This is a genomic window from Tomitella biformata AHU 1821 (genome assembly GCF_000524475.1).
Classification (GTDB): Bacteria; Actinomycetota; Actinomycetes; order Mycobacteriales; family Mycobacteriaceae; genus Tomitella; species Tomitella biformata.
The window spans coordinates 94,679-111,083 of sequence record NZ_BAVQ01000071.1 but is presented as its reverse complement, the minus strand read 5'-3'; the positions used below and the strand labels follow the sequence as shown (position 1 = coordinate 111,083).

Sequence of the window (16,405 nt, the reverse complement as noted above, 5' to 3'; positions counted from 1 at the left end):
TGATGACGACCGAGAACGCCAGCCCCACGGCCACCCTCAAGCTGATCTCCGCCGGTATCACGGCCTACCAGTCCGTGTTCGTCAAGAGCCGACTCGCGCCTCTGCTCTCGCGGCCGAAACCGGTGCGCAACAGTGGTTTTGAGATGGCCCTGACGATCGAGTCGGTCACGGCGCAGGGCCCCGACGTCATCAGCCTCGAGCTGGTGGACCCCGACGGCGGCCAGCTGCCGTCGTGGATCCCGGGTGCGCACCTGGACATCCTGCTGCCCTCCGGCAAGCAGCGTCAGTACTCGCTGTGCGGGGACCCGGCCGACCGCACGCGGTATCGCATCGCGGTGCGCCGCATCGCCGACGGACTGGGCGGCTCCCGCGAGATGCATGAGCTGACGGCGGGCAGGACGATCGACGTGGTCGGCCCCCGCAACGCGTTCCCGCTGATCGCCGCGGAGAGCTACCTCTTCATCGCGGGCGGCATCGGCATCACGCCGATCCTGCCGATGGTCCGGCAGTGCCATGAGCGCGGGATCCCGTGGAAGTTGGTGTACCTCGGGCGTTCCCGCGAGACCATGCCATTCCTCGACGAGCTGGCGCAGTACCCCAGCGGGCAGGTCGAGATCCGGCCCGACGATGAGTTCGGGCTGCCCGACGTCACCCACATCATTCCGACCGCGGCCCAGGGCTCGGCCATCTATATGTGCGGGCCCACCCCGCTGATGGCCACTGCGCGCGGGCTCATGCGCGAGATCAACCCGTCGGGCTCCCTGCACACCGAGCGCTTCTCCGCGCTGCCGGTCGTGGGCGGCAAGGCCTTCGAGGTGCGGCTGGCGGCCAGCGGGATCACGGTGCAGGTGGCGGCCGACGAGACGGCGCTCGCCGCGATCCGCCGCGAGGTGCCGGGCGTCGCGTACTCCTGCCAGCAGGGCTTCTGCGGCACCTGTCGGGTGCGGGTGTGCGGCGGCAAGGTCGACCACCGGGACAGGCTGCTCACCCCTGGCGAGCGCGCGGAGACCATGCTGACCTGCGTCTCCCGTTCCGCTGGCGGTCCACTAGTTGTGGACCTGTGATGGGTTTCCAATCGGCCGCAGGCATCCTGCGTGATCTGGGGTTGCCGATCCCCGGCGGCAGGCGCCTGGATGTGGCCGGCAAGGTCGTGCTCATCACCGGCGGTGCGGACGGTATCGGCCTGGCACTCGCGCGCCGGCTGCACCGCCAGGGCGCGACGGTCGCTCTGATCGACGTCAGCGCGTCCGGGCTCAAGGCCGCCGACTCGGCTCTGGGCGGGGACCGCGTGGTCACCGTGACCGCGGACATCCGCGACCGCGCCGCGATGGCCGACGCGGTGGCCGAGATCGTCCGGCGCGTCGGCGGCATCGACGTCGTCATCGCGAACGCCGGCGTCACGCCCTCCCCTGCGACGCTGCGCACCATCGACCCGGCGGACTTCGACCGCGTCATGGACATCAACATCACAGGCACATTCAACACCGTGCACGCCACCGTCGACGAGGTGATCGCGCGCGCGGGCCACCTGGTCGTCATCTCCTCCGGGGCGGCGTTCACCCCGGGCCCTGGCGGCGCGCCGTACATGATCAGCAAGGCCGCCGTGGAGCAGTTGGGCCGCGCGCTGCGCCTCGAGGTCGCCGCGAACGGAGCCACCGCCGGGGTCGTGTACTTCGGCATGGTCGATACCGCGCTGGCCTCGGCGACCCTCGACGACGACCAGTTCGGCCGCGCTCTCGACGCCCGGCTGCCGGGTGTGCTCAGCCGTCGCATGTCCGCGGACAAGGCTGCCGAGGTCATCGGCCGGGCTATCGAACGCCGCGCCGGCCGCGTCATGGCACCCGCAGCGTGGGAGCCCTGGGCCCTGGGCCGCGGCTTCGTCAACGTGCTCGCCGACGGCGTCCTCGCCGCCGACGCGAAGTTGCACCACCTGATCCGCGACCTCGAAAGCCGCAGCAGGACAGCGCGGCCCGCATCTCAACCACAACCCGACAAGCGAGTGAACCGATGACTGATACAACCCTGTGCGAGGCTTTCCAACGCGTCGCCGCCATCGACCCCGACGCGACCGCTGTGCGCACCGTCGGCGCCGCGCAGTCGCTGACCTGGCGCGAGTACGGCGAGCAGGTCCGCCAGATCGCCGCCGGTCTGAGCGCGTTGGGCGTGCGCCGCGGGGACACCGTCGCGCTGATGATGACCAACCGCATCGACTTCTACCCCGTGGACGTCGGCGCGCTGCACGCCGGCGCGACGTCGTTCTCGATCTATAACTCCTTGGCCCCCAGCGCTATCGCGTACGTGCTGGGCAATGCCGGCGCGAAGGTCGTGGTCTGTGAGGCGCAGTACGTCACCCGGATTCAGGAGGCCGGGCTGGCGCTCGACAAGATCGTCGTGGTTGATGTGGAGCCGTCCGAGGCTCCGGCAGGCACGATCGCCCTGGCCGAGCTGAAGACGCTGGGCCAGGCTGATTTCGACTTCGAGGCCAGTTGGCGCGCCGTCGAGGCGGACGACATCGCGACCCTGATCTACACCTCTGGGACCACCGGCAACCCCAAGGGCGTCGAGACCACCCACCGGGCGCTGCTATTCGAGACGGACGCCGTCGGCCAGGTCCTGCCCGTCGAGTTCGGGGACCGCATCACCTCCTACATGCCGTCCGCGCACATCGCGGACCGCCTGACCTGCCTGTACTTCCAGATCGTGTACGGCGTGCAGGTCACCGTGGTCGCCGATCCGAGCCTGATCGCCGCGGGTCTCGCCGACTGCAAGCCGACCATCTGGGGCTCCGTGCCGCGCGTGTGGGAGAAGCTCAAGTACGCCGTGGAGATGGCGATTGAGGGCGAGCCGGAGCCGGCCCGCAAGCAGGCTCTGCAGTGGGCGATGGGCGTGGCCGCCAAGCGTTTTGCGCTGCTGCGCGCCGAGCAGGCTGTGCCCGCCGAGCTCGAGGAGGAGTTCGCCAAGGCGGACGGCATGGTGCTCGCCGCGCTGCGTGCCAAGCTGGGCTTCGGCGAGCTGAAGTGGGCCATCTCCGGCGCCGCGCCCATCCCGATCGAGACACTGACGTTCTTCGCGGCGCTGGGCCTGAACATCTCCGAGATCTGGGGCATGTCCGAGCTCACCTGCATCGCCTCGGCCGCGCAGGTGCCGCCCGCCAAGCTGGGCACCGTCGGAAAGCCCGTGCCCGGCATGGAGTTCAAGGTTGCCGCCGACGGCGAACTGTTGGTCCGCGGCCCGCTGGTGATGCGCGGCTACCGCGGCGCGCCCGAGCAGACCGCGGAGACTATCGACGCCGACGGCTGGCTGCACAGCGGCGACGTCGTGACGATCGACGCGGACGGCTACGTGCGGGTGGTGGACCGCAAGAAGGAGCTGATCATCAACGCCGCGGGCAAGAACATGTCCCCCTCCGCCATCGAGAATGCGATGAAGGCGGAGTCCGCGCTCATCGGCGAGGTCGCCACCATCGGCGACGGCCGCCGCTTCAACGCCGCGCTGGTGTCGCTCAACAGTGACGCGGGGGCCGCTTATTCCGCGCAGAGCGGCCTGGCGCACGACGCCGCGGTGCTCGCCGCGGACGCCGGCATCATCGCGCAGGTCCAGGCGGCCATCGCGGCCGGCAACGCGGGGCTCTCGAGGCCCGAGCAGCTCAAGCGCTTCCGCATCCTGCCCATCTTCTGGGAGCCGGGCGGCGACGAGCTGACGCTGACGATGAAGCTGCGTCGGAAGCCGATCGCCGAGAAGTACGCGGCCGAGATCGAGGAGATGTTCGGCCCCGACGTCGTGGGCGGGGTTCTCGAGCCGAGTGCCCTTGAGCCTGCCGACGCCTGACTGCGGACTAGAGCGACGTGAGATCGCCGCATACGGCCAGGTGATTCCCTCAGTGAATCAACAGACTCGGCCGGTAGCCTCGGTGCCTTGGGCCGGGGTGCTCGGTGGCATTGAGGGAGAGGTTGGCGATGAGGCGGGTGGCGGCGGGCGTTTTGAGGTTGGCCGTCGTGCTCGGCGTCATTGGGGCCGTGTTCCTGTGGGCCGCCGGCGTCTTCGCCCTGTTCATCGGGGTCTGGCAGTACGCGGGCCTGGCGCTGATCCTGGCGACGGGGATGGGCGTGGCCGCGTATACGGCACAGCGGATCCGGCGGGGCCTGGTCTAGAGCTCAGAACTCTAGATCGGCGTGCTGTCGACCCTCGCGAAGGCCTCAATGATCTGGGAGACGTGCTCCACGATGCGGCGCTGCGAGATGCGGGCCGAGCCGGTCAGCCAGTCCTGGTAGAGGAAGGCGAGCGCGCCGAAGATCGCGATGGAGTTGAACTGCACCGTGACGGCGTCGGGTTCTTCCTCCGCCCCGCTGAGGACGGCCAGCACGGGGCCCAGGGGGGCGGTGAAAAGCTCGATGAGCTCTTTGCCACGGTCCTGCAACTCCGGCACGGACTGGGCCTCGACGAACATGATCCGGCCACGACGCCGATCCCTCGCGACATAGCTGGTGAAGGCCTTGATGACGTGTCGGACCAGCAGTTCCGGGTCCTCGGGCCCATCCGCCAACGCGCCCAAGAGGGTGTCGCGGGCGCCGAGCACGACGGCGTCGAGCACCGCCACCACGAGGTCGTCACGGGTCTCGAAGCTCTCGTAGAAGTACCGCTCGGTCAGCCCGGCCTGGCGGCAGGTGGCGCGCATGGTGGCGGCGGCGGCGCCCTCCGTGCCCATCAGCTGGAGGCCGGCCTCCAGGAGCATCGCGCGGCGGGCGGCGCGGCGGTCCTCCGGTTCCTGGCCGACCCAGCGCCCAGGCTGGCGGCGGGTGCGGGGTGCGGGCATGGCCCCATCCTGTCACCGATCGGTGACACCGAATCAGCTAGTCCCGCCAATTACTTTCAATCTGCCAACGAAGATGAGATGGAGATAGGCGATGGCCCCCAAGACCTCGGCTAGGACCGCACGCTGGATGGACGACGAGCTGTCGGCGGTGGCCGACCTCGCGCGCCACTTCTTCGCCAAGGAGGTCACGCCGAACCAGGGGAAGTACGCGAAGCAGGGCTTCCCGGATAAATCCGTCTATCGCGCGCTGGGCGACCTGGGTCTGGCGAGCATGTCGATCCCCACCGAATATGGCGGCGGCGGAGGCACTTTCGCGCACGACGCGGTCCTGTTCCACGAGCAGGTCATGGCTGGGGACCACGCGCTGCAGCTGGGCGTGCACTCCGGCATCGTGCCGCACTACCTCAACGCGTACGCCAGCCACGAGCAGAAGCTGGACTGGCTGCCCAAGCTCGCCAGCGGCGAGTGGGTCGGCGCGATCGCCATGACCGAGCCCGGCACCGGCTCCGACCTGCAGAACATCGCGACCAAGGCTATCCGCGACGGCGACGAGTACGTGATCAGCGGCTCGAAGACCTTCATCTCCAACGGCCACAACTGCGACGTCGTGATAATCGCCGCCAAGACCGACCCGTCGCTGGGCGCGCGCGGCGTCTCGCTGATCGTGGCGGAAGTGGGCCAGAAAGACGGGGCCACCCCCGGCTTCGAGCGCGGCCGCATCCTCGACAAGGTCGGACAGAAGGGCCAGGACACGACCGAGCTGAACTTCGACGGGCTCCGCGTGCCGGTCGCGAACCTGCTCGGCGAGGTGGAGGGCCGGGGCTTCATCCAGCTCATGGAGCAACTGCGGACCGAGCGGTTGATCTGCGGCGTCGCGGCCGTCGCCGCCATGGAGCGCGCGGTGGCGATCACCGTCGAGTACACCAAGTCCCGCACCATGTTCGGCGGGACGCTGTTCGACTTGCAGAACACCCGCTTCGAGCTGGCCGAGTGCGCCACGCTGGCCGCCGTCGGGCGCACGTTCATCGACGACTGCATCGCCTCGCACCTGAACGGGGAGCTCGACGCGACCACCGCGGCCATGGCCAAGTACTGGCTGACGGACCAGCAGTGCGCCGTGATCGACCGGTGCGTGCAGCTGCACGGCGGATACGGCTACGTCCTGGAGTACCCCATCGCCCAGATGTATGCCGACGCGCGGATCCAGCGCATCTACGCTGGCTCCAACGAGGTCATGAAGGACCTCATCTCCCGGACCCTCTAACCCGCCATGAGCGGATCGCCGTGGCGGGGTTCCAGACCCCGCCACGGCCGCGCGTGAGCGGATAGCAGGCCAGGCCCAAGAATAAGGACGCGAAATGCCCGATGGCAGTGAAGTTCAGGTCAACGAGTAGCGGCACCGTCATCAGCGTCGTCAGCGCGGCCAGATAGTAGTACCGCCACGGCGTGGCGATCCGGTAGACGAGCACGGCGGCGACGCCGACGAGGGCGTAGCTGACGCCGACGTCAAGGGCGAACTCCGACTGCTCCGACGCCTCCCCGTGGTTGATGGCCCAGTACAGGACGCCCTCACTGATGTAGGTGGCGCTCACATGGACGAACACGCAGACGAACAGCCAGCGCCAGGTTCGCAGCCACCGCTCGGCCGGCACGTGGATCAGGTTGAAGATGAGCAGGTAGAGGAGCCAGCCGCCACCGTCGAGCCAGAAGGCGCTACTGATCAGCACCCGCCACGGGTCCTCTGCCAGGTGGTGCAGGTTTGTCGAGCGGTTGCCCAGGACGTGCTCCGCCACCGTCGATGGCAGGCGATGCAGGAAGACGGTCGTCGCCAGCAGGATCGCCAGCCAGATGAAAGTGCCGGGCGCGCGCCGCAGGTAGTCCCACACGAGGCGGGGCAGCGCGGCGGGCCGGGGCATCGCCTCAGGCTAGTGGAGCGCCGGCCCCGGCCGCCGCGATCTTGGTGGAGCTGGCCGCCGTGACACGCGCCTGGCTACTAATTGACGTACCGTCAGCGTGTAGTTGACCACCGGTATCAACCGCATCGAACACGAGGTAAGAGCATGGGCCTGATTCAGATCTCTGCCGTCGCACAGGTGCCGGTCAGTGTCGCGTTCGCGTTCGTCGACGATCACCGCAACGTCCCCGACTGGATGTTCGGCGTCACCAAGTTCGAGCCCATCGGGGCCCAGGACAGCGGGCTCGGTGCGGAGTTCGACGTGGTGATGCAGCTCGGGCCGAAGGCGATGAAGTCCAAGATCCGCTGCACGGAGTGGGGGCAGGACGAGGTCATCACCCTCACGTCCTACGAGGGGATGAGAAACAACTCCAGCTGGCGGTTCCGCGCCGTCGACGCCGAGAAGACCGAGCTCTCCGTGGATTTCGGCTACGAGTTCCCTGGCGGGTTCGCCGGTAAGGCGCTCGCCAAAATCGTGGAGCCGGCCATTCAGATCGCGATCCGGCAGACCGAGCAGAATCTGCGCAAGGCCATCGAAGAGCACCACCGGGCGAACCCGCAAGACTGATCTCTAGGCTGGTCGGGTACTGCAGTACCTGGCCAGCCCGCCACATCGGCTCTGGCCACCTGCTCGGCAACAGGACGAAAAATGAGCATGGATTCGATCGCCCGCTCGGCGATGTACCAGGCGATGATGGCGGAGACCGACAAGCGGCCGTTCTCGAAGAAGACACTGCGGCGCATCGGTGGGTTCGCGCGGCCGCACCGGACACAACTGCTGTGGTTCCTACTGTTGTCGGTGATCACGGCCGTGCTGGCCGTCGCGACGCCGATCCTCGCCGGCCGGGTCGTCGACGCGATCGTCAAGGCCGACGCCGTCAGCGTCGTCGTGTGGCTCGCGGTGGTGATCGCCGTGATCGCGGTGGTCGAGGCAGCGCTGTCGATCGTCTCGCGCTGGCTCTCCTCCAACATCGGCGAGAACCTGATCCTGGACATGCGCAGCGCCGTGTTCAACCACGTGCAGAAGATGCCCATCGCGTTCTTCACCCGCACCCGCACCGGCGCACTTGTCAGCCGACTGAACAATGATGTGATCGGGGCGCAGCGCGCGTTCAGCACGACGCTGTCCGGGGTCGCGTCGAACATCGTGATGCTCGTCGTCACGCTCGTCGTGATGGTCTCGATCTCCTGGCAGATCACGGTGCTGGCGCTGATCCTCCTGCCAATCTTCGTGCTGCCCGCGCGCCGGATGGGCACCAGGCTGGCCACCTACAGCCGCGCGGCTGCCGAGTACAACGCGGTGATGGGCAACCAGATGACCGAGCGCTTCTCCGCGCCCGGCGCCATGCTGGTCAAGCTGTTCGGCCGCCCCGACCAGGAGTCCGAGGAGTTCGCCGCCCGCGCACGGAGCGTCCGCGATATCGGCGTGAAGTCCGCGATGGTGCAGACCGTGTTCATCACGGCACTCACCCTCGTCTCCGCCCTCGCCCTGGCGCTGGTCTATGGACTCGGCGGCTTTTACGCGCTGCGCGGGGAACTCGAGGCCGGCGCCGTCGTCTCGATGGCTCTGCTGCTGACCCGCCTCTACGCGCCGCTCACCGCCCTGGCCAGCGCGCGCGTCGACGTGATGAGCGCGCTCGTCAGCTTCGAGCGGGTCTTCGAGATCCTGGACCTCAAGCCGCTGATCACCGACCGTCCCGGCGCCGGCACCGTGCCCGACGGCCCCGTGTCTATCGAGTTCGACACGGTCGGCTTCGCCTACCCGTCCGCGGACAAGGTCTCCCTGGCCTCGCTCGAATCCGTCGCGGTGCTGGACTCGCGCGGCGGCGTCGAGGTGCTGCACGACGTGTCCTTCCGCGCCGAGCCCGGCCAGCTCATCGCCCTTGTCGGCACGTCCGGCGCGGGCAAATCCACCATCGCGCAGCTGCTGCCCCGTCTCTATGACGTGGACACCGGCGCGGTGCGCATCGGCGGTACGGACGTGCGGGACCTCACTGCCGAGTCCATCCGCGCCACCGTCGGCATGGTCACCCAAGACGGGCACCTGTTCCACGACTCCGTGCGCGGCAACCTGCAGCTCGCCCGGCCCGAGGCCACCGACGACGAGCTGTGGCACGCCCTCGAGCGGGCCCGCATCGCCGAGCTGGTCCGGGCACTGCCCGACGGTCTGGGCACCGTGATCGGCGAGCGCGGCTACCGGCTCTCCGGCGGCGAGCGCCAGCGCCTGACCATCGCCCGGCTCCTGCTGGCGCACCCCCGCGTGGTGATTCTCGATGAGGCCACCGCGCACCTCGACTCCACCTCCGAGGCCGCCGTGCAGGAGGCCCTCGCCGAGGCACTCGCAGGGCGGACGTCGCTGGTGATCGCGCACCGCCTGTCCACCGTGCGGGCAGCGGACATGATCCTCGTGCTCGAGGCCGGCCGGATCATCGAGCGGGGCACCCACGCCGAGCTGCTCGCGGCGGGCGGGCGGTACACGGAGCTGCACAACACGCAGTTCGCGGACGCGCCCTCGGCTTGAGGGTCTCCGGCGATCCGCTCCACCTATTCGAGTCTGCTGCCCGTGCAAGGTCGGCGGACTTGAATAGGTGGAGCGAACCGAGTGGCGGTGGGCTGACGGGGGGCGGTCAGCCCAGCTTGGGCATGACCTGTTCCGCAACCAGCTGCAGGTGCTCGAGGTCCGTCAGGTCCAGGGTCTGCAGGTAGACGCGCTGCGAGCCAAGCGCGGCGTAGCGCCCGAGCTTGTCCACTAGTTCCTGGGGCGTGCCGGCGAGCCCGTTCGCGCGGAGCTCGTCCACGTCTCGGCCGATGACTGCGGCCCGGCGCGCGATGTCCGCCTCGTTCTCGCCGCAGCACAGCACCAAGGCGTTCGACAGGGCGAGGCTTGCGGGGGTGCGGCCAGCGCTCTCGCACGCCCGGCGCACGACGTCGAACTGCGCCTGGGTCGTGGCCTCGTCGGCGAACGGCAGGTTGAACTCGTCGGCGTAGCGGGCGGCCAACGCGGGGGTGCGGCGCTTGCCCATCCCGCCAATCACGATCGGCGGGTGCGGACGCTGACGAGGCTTCGGCAGCGCGGGGGAGTCGGTGATCGGGTAGTGGACGCCGTCATGGTTGAACTGTTCTCCGTCGGGCGTGGTCCACAGCCCGGTGATCACGGCTAGGGACTCCTCGAGGCGGTCAAAGCGCTCGCCGAGGGCGGGGAAAGGGATTCCGTAGGCGGCGTGCTCCTCGGCGAACCAGCCGGCGCCGATACCGAGCTCCACCCGGCCGTCGCTCATGGCGTCGACCTGTGCCACGGAGATGGCTAGGGGGCCCGGGTAGCGGAAGGTCGCCGACGTGACGAGGGTGCCCAGGCGGATCGTTGAGGTGTCCCGAGCCAGGCCGGCCAAAGTGATCCACGCGTCGGTGGGGCCGGGCAGCCCGGCGGCGTTCATGGCCAGGTAGTGGTCGGAGCGGAAGAATGCGCCGTAGCCGCACTCCTCTGCGGTGCGGGCGACGGCGAGGAGATCGTCGTACGTCGCGCCCTGCTGGGGTTCGGTGAAAATGCGTAATTCCATGTGCCCCAGGGTGCCAGTTCGCTGGCGGCGGACACCGTCTGCGGGTTGTGGACAAGTTACCCGTGAGTTTTCACAAGGCTGTGAGAACTCGAGCCAATAGGCAGGTCAGAGGCGGCAATCAATCCCCAGCTTGGGGATAACCCTGTGCAAACTGTGGGTAACCATGAGCCAAATGTGTTCTGTATCACAGTATTACGATCATTTGATTGTAAATAGCGAACAATTCGGTCGAGAGTGATCGACTCTTGCCTGCTCAGTTGCTCGGGGCCGTGGGAGGATTGCGCTGTGATCCACGAGCACGCGGTACTCAATATCGACGTCAGTCGAGCCGAGGAGTTCGAGGCGGCCTTCGAAGAGGCGGCCCCGCTGATTTCCGCATCGGCAGGCTTCCAGCGCATGACCGTGTCCCGGTGCGTCGAGACCCCCGGCCGCTACCTGCTTCTCGTCGCGTGGGAGTCCGTGGCGGCGCACAACGAGGGCTTCCGCGGCTCGCCCGCCTATCAACAGTGGCGGGAACTGTTGCACCAGTTCTACGACCCGATGCCCCTTGTGGAGCACTACGAGGTGGTTCTCGAGGCGGACCCGGCCTGATGGCGGGGATTCAGAGTTCGGTTGTCCGGGTTGGTGCGGCATGAAAAGATCGGCCCCATGACGGAATGGTGGCGAGGGCAACGTTGACTGAAGTGGGCCCCACCCGGCGGCAGGCGGATGAGCGATGACCGCCCCCGGGATCCTGCAGGCCTGCAGCCGCTGCGGCAGTCGCTGGCCCGTGGCCCTCGGTGCCAACGGGCCGGTGCCCGCGCGGTGGTGCCCGCGCTGCCGAGGCACGCTCCTCGCGCCGGTCAGCGCCGGGCCGGCCCCCGCCCATGTCGCACCGCAACCCCAGTCCCCGCAGCCCGTCGCCCAGCACTCTGCACCGGCGCGCACGCGTTCCGGATTGCCCAGGGGCTATCGCTGGATCGCCCGCATGCCCGCGCCGCCCGTCGACGAGAGCGCAGCGGGCCGGGGCTCGCAGCCACTCGGCCCGACGCCCCGCTATCGCGAGATCCCCCGCTGGGGATTGCCTGTCGGCCCCGCCCCCGCTGCCCCCTCGGGCACACCCACGCCGAAGTACCAATCATGGGCATCCTCGGCGCGGTCGACGATGCGAATCCTCGTGTGGGCGCTGATCCTCGGCGTCATCGCGGAGGCCTTCCGATACGGACTGCTGCTGTGGAATCAATCCCACCTGGTTGGGCGGTTCACCGTCGCGATCTCGGACGCCCTGAGCCTGGTGATCGGCGTGCTGACCCCCGTCGTGGTGATCCTGTCCGCCATCGGCTGCGCGGCGTGGCTGGTGCGGACCCGCGCGGAACGTTATGCCCGGTCGGGGTGGCGGGATCCGCGGTCTGTGCGCTCGATCTTCCTTGGCGCACTGATTCCGGGCTGGAACCTCCTCATGCCCGGGGTCTTACTCACCGAATTGGCGCTGCTGGATGAGGCCGACGGTGTGGCCGCGGGCGGGCCTGGTCTGCCGCCCACCGGAACCGCCCGTGCGCCGGCGGGCCGAACGCGCCTGGGCTGGCTGCGCGGCGTCGGCGACAAATTTCAACGGACCTTCGCGGACCTGTCAGCGCTGTGGCTGATCGGGTTCTGGTGGGGCATGTGGGTGCTGACGAACGTGACGGTCGTGGGTGTGCTGATGGCCCGCTTCGACACGTCGTCGCAGGGCCGCGCCGACGGGGTGCTGTTCACGCTGTACGCGTACGTGCTGGCGCTGGCGGTCGCCGGGCTCACGATCAAGGTCATGGCGCGATTCGACGAGACCCCCACCGCTGCGCGAGCCGTGCCGGCCCGATGGCTGATCGCGACATGATGACGCCGCGCTGGGAGGGCCGCGATCCGCACGTGGTGGCGCACCGTGGGGCGTCGGCCGCGCTCGCCGAACACACCCTCGCCGCCTACGAGTTGGCCATCGCGGAGGGCGCCGACGGGCTGGAATGCGACGTGCGGCTGACCCGCGACGAGCACCTGGTGTGCGTCCACGATCGCTCCATCGACCGCACCTCCTCGGGCTCCGGCATCGTCAGCGAGATGAGCCTGGCCGAGCTCGCCGAGCACGATTTTGCCAGCTGGCACGGCGACCCCGCCCCGGCCTCCGTCCTCGAACTCGACACACTGCTGGAGTTGGTGCTGGACCAGGAGCGGCCGATCAAGCTGTTCATCGAGACCAAGCACCCGGTGCGATTCGGGGCGCAGGTCGAGAGCCAGGTCCTCGCCACGCTGAGCCGCTACGGGCTCGGGACCCCCGCGTCGGCGTCGCACTCGCGGGTCGTGGTGATCTCCTTCTCGGCCAGCGCGGTCTGGCGCGTCCGCCGGGCCGCGCCCATGCTGCCGACAGTCCTCCTCGGCGATGCGGCCCGTTACCTGGGCGGGGGCGCGGCCACGACGGTTGGGGCCACTGCGATCGGCCCCTCCATCGAGGCGCTGCGGGCGAACCCCGGAATGGTGGACCGCGCCGCGGCGTCGGGGCGCAGCACCTACTGCTGGACCGTCGACGAGCCCGCGGATGTGGCGCTGTGCCGCGATCTGGGCGTCGGCTGGGTCGCCACGAACTACCCGGGGCGGACGAAGCAGCTGCTGGCCCGCGGCTAGCCTGCCGTCGCTCGGTGCCGTAGGTTTGACCACCGTGGCTAAGAAGAGCAAACGCAACAGTGGTCCCCGCGCCGATGGCAACCGCGCCGAGCTGATGGAGAAGCGCGCCGCAGAGCGGGCCGCCGTGCAACAGGTGCCGACGCGCCCGTTCGCCGGCCTGGCCGCCGAGTGCGACCTCGTGGCGATGCGGGAATTCGTCCCGTCCGCGAGCGCGACGCTGCCGGTGACCGCGCAGATCTCGGCTGATCGGCCCCTGACTGTCGCCACCGTGCTGCCGGGCGCGGTCGCGGCGATCGTGCGCCCGGACGAGTCCGACGAAACGCCCGGCCAGGGCCTGATCGGCATGCAGGTGCAGGCCTTCTCCACCAACCTGGGCGCCGACTTCGCCGCCTCGATCCTCTGGGCCGCCGGCGCCTCCGCCGGAGAGTCGCTGCCCGCGGCCAACCCGTCTGACATGGTCCCCGCCCTCACCGACGTGGTCCAGGCCGACGCGCCCCTGGAGATCACCGTCTACAAGAACTTCGACTGGTGGCTGGCCGAGGGCGTCGAGCCGACCCCCGAGGTGCAGCAGGCGATCTCCCAAGCCAACGAGCTGATGATGCCGTCCGCACGCATCGACGGCGTCTCCGCCGCGTGGTGGGTCGACGCTGGTGAGCGTGCGCACCTGCGCTGGGTCCGCCCCGAGGACGAGGACGAGCTGATGAAGGCGCTCGCCCGCGTGCACGCCGACGGCGGCCTGACCCTTGGCGAAGGCTCGAAGTTCGCGGGCTCCTTCCGCGCGCACGGACTCCTGGTGCCGGTGTTCGACCTGGACATCGAGATGCACCCCGCCGAGTGGACCGATGCGACGATCGAGCTCGGCCGTCGCATCGACGAGGCGCTGGCCGTGGACACCCCGCTGACCGGCGAGCAGCTGCGCTCGCGTGATGGCATCCGCGGACGCCAGGTCACCATTCGCTGATCCCGAGCGCTGTGGCTCGAATGTTGTGGCTCGAACGCTGTGGCTCGAACGCGACGAAGTTGACGTGATTTCCTCGGAAACACGTCAACTTCGTCGTTTTCGGGGACAAGAGTAAGGGACGGGCCGGGAGTCAGACATCTGCGCCAGCCTCGCGCAGGAGAGCACGGACTTCGGCGACGACCTCCCCCGAACACCGCCGAAGCAGTTCGGAGTTCACCCGCACTACCCGCCACCCGAGCCGGGCCAGCAGCGCGTAGCGCCGGATGTCCCTGGTCCGCGCCCGCTCGTCCGCCCAATGCTGGGCGCCGTCGTACTCGACGAGCACCCTCCAGCGCCGCCAGCCCAGGTCAGCGCGGGCGACAATCCGATTGACTTCATCGGTGATCTGCACCTGGGTGCTCGGCGGAGGTAGCCCGGCGCGGACGAGCAGCAGCCGGATTCGAGTCTCGGGAGGGGACTCCGCGCCGCCGTCCACGAGCTTGAGCACCCGCCGAAGTTGCCGAATGCGACGGGCGCCCGGATGCCGGTCTGCGAGGGCTGCGACGGTCTTCGGCTCGATCCGGGTGGCGTTGCAGAGGGCATCGAGCATCGCGACCGCCTCATCGAATGGCAACCATCTGCCCAGGTCGAAGGCTGTTCGTGGGACGGTCGTCACAGGAAGGCCGTGGACCGACTCCACCTCGTCGGGCAGCGGGGAATCAGTGTGGACCCTGATACCGGGCGCTGATCTGCGGCTGCCCGCCCGGCGGATGAGCTCGGCAGGATGGTCGGCGTCGACCCACTTCGAGCCGTGCACCGCAGCCGCGGACAGCCCGGCGAGGACCCCGTTGTCGCCGGCCCACAGCAGGGCTGCCCGCGCCCGAGACAGTGGGGTTGGGGCGGCCCGCGGGTCCACATAGACATTGCGATGTAGCTTGCGATGGTTACGCAGTTGGTGCGTGGTCAAACCGCTGATGCTCGCCAGAAATGGCCCTCCCTGATCCCCCATGCAGACCATCGTGGACCGCGGGCGTGAGCAGCTTCGGCGCAAAGGGCTCCAGGCGCCTAGTTATCCACAGGCGGGGCTGAGCTCACAGGCATCGAGAACGACGAAGTTGACGTGTTTTGCCTGGAAACAGGTCAACTTTGTCGTTCTCGGCGAGGGAATTGGGGGCTGGCGAGGAAATTAGGGCTGGCGAGGGGATGATCACAGGCCGACCGTAATCAGCTCGGGCGGCAACTGCTGGTCCCGCGCCAGGTAGTCGAAGAATTGGCTCGCGCGGTCGCGGTCCCACAGCAGTACATTGCCGGAGCTTTCAGTGTCCTCGAAGCCGCCGATCGGCACCGTCGTGGTGATGAGATCGCCCCGCATGGCCCAGGCGAGGCCGGCGAGGTTCCAGATGTGATCGCCATTGTCGATGGTCAGCGACTTCGCGGCGTTCGAGGCCAGGCCCCACAGGCGGAAGGGGTTGAGGAACGTGGACGGGCTGGTGGCGCCGTTGACCAGCGCGGAGAGGAACTGGCGCTGGTTGTTCATGCGATCGATGTCGCTGTTGTCCAGTCCGTAGCGCTCGCGGACGAAGTCCAGGGCCTTCGCGCCGTCGTACTCGTTGCAGCCGCCGGGCAGGAAGATGTTGTGGTCGGGGTCGTCGACGGGCGCGTCCAGGCAGAGGTCGATGCCGCCGATACCGTCGACGATGTTGGAGAAGCCGCCGAAGCCGATCTCCGCGTAGTGGTCCATCCGCAGGCCGGTGGCCTCCTCGACCGTCTGCGCTAGCAGCGGCGCGCCGCCGATCGCGAACGCGGCGTTGATCTTGTCGCGGCCATTGCCGGGGATCGGGACATAGGAGTCGCGCGGCAGGCTGACCAGCGTTGCCGGGCCGGACTTGGCGATGTGCAGGATCATGATCGTGTCGGAGTGCCCCGCGCCGGTATCGCCGCCGGTGTTGAGGGCCTGCTCCTCCTCGGGGGACATCCCAGTGCGGCTGTCGGAGCCGACGATCAACCAGTTCGTGCCGGGGGTGTCGGCGATGCGGCCGGGATAGTTCGGCAGCGCGTCGATGCGGGTGATGGACTGGTCCAGGTAGAACACAACGCCGCCGAGGCCGAGAAGCAGCACCAGCAACAGCAGGGCGATCCGCCGGCCCCAATGGCGGCGCTTGCGGCGGCGCGGCGGCGCGGGCGGTCGGCCCCCGGGCGGGCGGTTGACCTGCTGGGGCGTTGGACGTTGGGGTGCGGGGCGCTGGGGTGCTGGGCGCTGGCCGGGATAGCGGGGATCCTCGAACCGCTCGGGCACCTGCCGCGGGGCATAGCGGATGCCGTCATCGCCCGGCCGCTGCGGGGATTGCTGCCTAGGGTGGCGCTGCGGGGGTTGTTGAGACCATGCCTGGTTCTGGTCCGGCGGCCGCTGCCGAGGCGTCGGGGCCCGGCGGGTGCCGTCCGGGTCTCGGCTGGGTTGCGGGGGCTCGGCGTTCACGATTTCCAACAGTACGCAATTAGGGCCCCGA

16 protein-coding genes are annotated in these 16,405 nt (G+C 68.9%); 11 read left to right on the top strand and 5 right to left on the bottom strand.

Translation table 11 applies throughout. From position 1 onward, the window contains the following. Window positions 1–2: 2 nt before the first annotated feature. The 4 genes from TBIF_RS17090 to TBIF_RS17075 all read left to right on the top strand — a co-directional run bounded on the left by TBIF_RS17090 (window position 3) and on the right by TBIF_RS17075 (window position 4,151). Window positions 3–1,064 (top strand): PDR/VanB family oxidoreductase, encoded by a 1,062-nt coding sequence (locus TBIF_RS17090; RefSeq protein WP_024795970.1) that lies wholly within the window; start codon window positions 3–5, stop codon window positions 1,062–1,064. After that, window positions 1,019–2,011, top strand: a complete 993-nt coding sequence (locus tag TBIF_RS17085) for an SDR family oxidoreductase (RefSeq protein WP_372435166.1) — start codon at window positions 1,019–1,021, stop codon at window positions 2,009–2,011. The genes TBIF_RS17090 and TBIF_RS17085 overlap by 46 nt, the downstream gene beginning before the upstream one ends. Next, the gene (fadD11, locus tag TBIF_RS17080) at window positions 2,008–3,828 is read left to right on the top strand and encodes a fatty acid--CoA ligase FadD11 (protein WP_024795968.1); all 1,821 of its coding nucleotides are present in this window, start codon (window positions 2,008–2,010) and stop codon (window positions 3,826–3,828) included. The genes TBIF_RS17085 and fadD11 overlap by 4 nt, the downstream gene beginning before the upstream one ends. A 128-nt stretch (window positions 3,829–3,956) precedes the next feature. Further along, entirely contained in the window at window positions 3,957–4,151 is a 195-nt protein-coding gene (locus TBIF_RS17075) for a hypothetical protein (protein ID WP_038171682.1), read from the top strand. An 11-nt stretch (window positions 4,152–4,162) separates the two neighbouring features. Here TBIF_RS17075 and TBIF_RS17070 read toward each other — a convergent pair whose 3' ends face one another. Further along, window positions 4,163–4,813, bottom strand: a complete 651-nt coding sequence (locus TBIF_RS17070) for a TetR/AcrR family transcriptional regulator (RefSeq protein WP_024795966.1) — start codon at window positions 4,811–4,813, stop codon at window positions 4,163–4,165. A gap of 91 nt (window positions 4,814–4,904) precedes the next feature. On the opposite strand from TBIF_RS17070, the gene TBIF_RS17065 reads away from it, so the two are divergent. Further along, window positions 4,905–6,077, top strand: a complete 1,173-nt coding sequence (locus TBIF_RS17065) for an acyl-CoA dehydrogenase family protein (protein WP_024795965.1) — start codon at window positions 4,905–4,907, stop codon at window positions 6,075–6,077. On the opposite strand, the gene TBIF_RS17060 is transcribed toward TBIF_RS17065, so the two are convergent. After that, entirely contained in the window at window positions 6,058–6,729 is a 672-nt protein-coding gene (locus tag TBIF_RS17060; RefSeq protein WP_024795964.1) for a rhomboid-like protein, read from the bottom strand. The two genes, TBIF_RS17065 and TBIF_RS17060, sit on opposite strands and share 20 nt — an antisense overlap. Window positions 6,730–6,873: 144 nt before the next feature. Here TBIF_RS17060 and TBIF_RS17055 point away from each other — a divergent pair, with 144 nt between their 5' ends. Both TBIF_RS17055 and TBIF_RS23875 read left to right on the top strand, forming a co-directional pair. Then, window positions 6,874–7,335, top strand: a complete 462-nt coding sequence (locus TBIF_RS17055; RefSeq protein ID WP_024795963.1) for an SRPBCC family protein — start codon at window positions 6,874–6,876, stop codon at window positions 7,333–7,335. 81 nt (window positions 7,336–7,416) lie between these two features. Beyond that, on the top strand, window positions 7,417–9,288 hold the full coding sequence (locus tag TBIF_RS23875) for an ABC transporter ATP-binding protein (protein ID WP_038171678.1): 1,872 nt from the start codon (window positions 7,417–7,419) through the stop codon (window positions 9,286–9,288). 106 nt (window positions 9,289–9,394) lie between these two features. Here the strand turns inward: TBIF_RS23875 and TBIF_RS23870 are convergent, their stop codons facing one another. After that, window positions 9,395–10,324: an LLM class F420-dependent oxidoreductase gene (locus TBIF_RS23870; RefSeq protein ID WP_038171676.1), complete on the bottom strand. Its 930-nt coding sequence runs from the start codon at window positions 10,322–10,324 to the stop codon at window positions 9,395–9,397. 285 nt (window positions 10,325–10,609) lie between these two features. Here TBIF_RS23870 and TBIF_RS17035 point away from each other — a divergent pair, with 285 nt between their 5' ends. From TBIF_RS17035 to TBIF_RS17020, 4 genes are all read left to right on the top strand, one after another. After that, window positions 10,610–10,915 carry an antibiotic biosynthesis monooxygenase family protein gene (locus tag TBIF_RS17035; RefSeq protein ID WP_024795961.1) on the top strand — a complete coding sequence of 102 codons (306 nt, stop codon included), beginning with the start codon at window positions 10,610–10,612 and terminating at the stop codon, window positions 10,913–10,915. A 124-nt stretch (window positions 10,916–11,039) separates the two neighbouring features. Continuing rightward, window positions 11,040–12,179: a DUF4328 domain-containing protein gene (locus TBIF_RS25055; RefSeq protein ID WP_084611761.1), complete on the top strand. Its 1,140-nt coding sequence runs from the start codon at window positions 11,040–11,042 to the stop codon at window positions 12,177–12,179. Continuing rightward, entirely contained in the window at window positions 12,179–12,958 is a 780-nt protein-coding gene (locus TBIF_RS17025; protein WP_024795959.1) for a glycerophosphodiester phosphodiesterase, read from the top strand. The genes TBIF_RS25055 and TBIF_RS17025 overlap by 1 nt, the downstream gene beginning before the upstream one ends. A gap of 34 nt (window positions 12,959–12,992) precedes the next feature. Beyond that, a complete protein-coding gene (locus TBIF_RS17020; protein WP_024795958.1) occupies window positions 12,993–13,919 on the top strand; it encodes a DUF5926 family protein in 927 nt (308 codons plus the stop codon). Window positions 13,920–14,049: 130 nt separating this feature from the next. On the opposite strand, the gene TBIF_RS17015 is transcribed toward TBIF_RS17020, so the two are convergent. Then, the gene (locus TBIF_RS17015; RefSeq protein ID WP_024795957.1) at window positions 14,050–14,907 is read right to left on the bottom strand and encodes a DUF559 domain-containing protein; all 858 of its coding nucleotides are present in this window, start codon (window positions 14,905–14,907) and stop codon (window positions 14,050–14,052) included. A 198-nt stretch (window positions 14,908–15,105) separates the two neighbouring features. Further along, window positions 15,106–16,374, bottom strand: coding sequence for an LCP family protein (locus TBIF_RS17010; RefSeq protein ID WP_235174834.1), 1,269 nt, complete (start codon window positions 16,372–16,374; stop codon window positions 15,106–15,108). Between the last annotated feature and the right edge of the window lie 31 nt (window positions 16,375–16,405).

Excerpts from the sequence above, each read along its gene's own strand:
- TBIF_RS17090 (WP_024795970.1), top strand. The coding sequence starts at position 3 with ATGACGACCGAGAACGCCAGCCCCACGGCCACCCTCAAGCTGATCTCC.
- fadD11 (WP_024795968.1), top strand. The coding sequence starts at position 2,008 with ATGACTGATACAACCCTGTGCGAGGCTTTCCAACGCGTCGCCGCCATC.
- TBIF_RS17075 (WP_038171682.1), top strand. The coding sequence starts at position 3,957 with ATGAGGCGGGTGGCGGCGGGCGTTTTGAGGTTGGCCGTCGTGCTCGGC.
- TBIF_RS17070 (WP_024795966.1), bottom strand. The coding sequence starts at position 4,813 with ATGCCCGCACCCCGCACCCGCCGCCAGCCTGGGCGCTGGGTCGGCCAG.
- TBIF_RS17065 (WP_024795965.1), top strand. The coding sequence starts at position 4,905 with ATGGCCCCCAAGACCTCGGCTAGGACCGCACGCTGGATGGACGACGAG.
- TBIF_RS17060 (WP_024795964.1), bottom strand. The coding sequence starts at position 6,729 with ATGCCCCGGCCCGCCGCGCTGCCCCGCCTCGTGTGGGACTACCTGCGG.
- TBIF_RS17055 (WP_024795963.1), top strand. The coding sequence starts at position 6,874 with ATGGGCCTGATTCAGATCTCTGCCGTCGCACAGGTGCCGGTCAGTGTC.
- TBIF_RS23875 (WP_038171678.1), top strand. The coding sequence starts at position 7,417 with ATGAGCATGGATTCGATCGCCCGCTCGGCGATGTACCAGGCGATGATG.
- TBIF_RS23870 (WP_038171676.1), bottom strand. The coding sequence starts at position 10,324 with ATGGAATTACGCATTTTCACCGAACCCCAGCAGGGCGCGACGTACGAC.
- TBIF_RS25055 (WP_084611761.1), top strand. The coding sequence starts at position 11,040 with ATGACCGCCCCCGGGATCCTGCAGGCCTGCAGCCGCTGCGGCAGTCGC.
- TBIF_RS17025 (WP_024795959.1), top strand. The coding sequence starts at position 12,179 with ATGACGCCGCGCTGGGAGGGCCGCGATCCGCACGTGGTGGCGCACCGT.
- TBIF_RS17015 (WP_024795957.1), bottom strand. The coding sequence starts at position 14,907 with ATGGGGGATCAGGGAGGGCCATTTCTGGCGAGCATCAGCGGTTTGACC.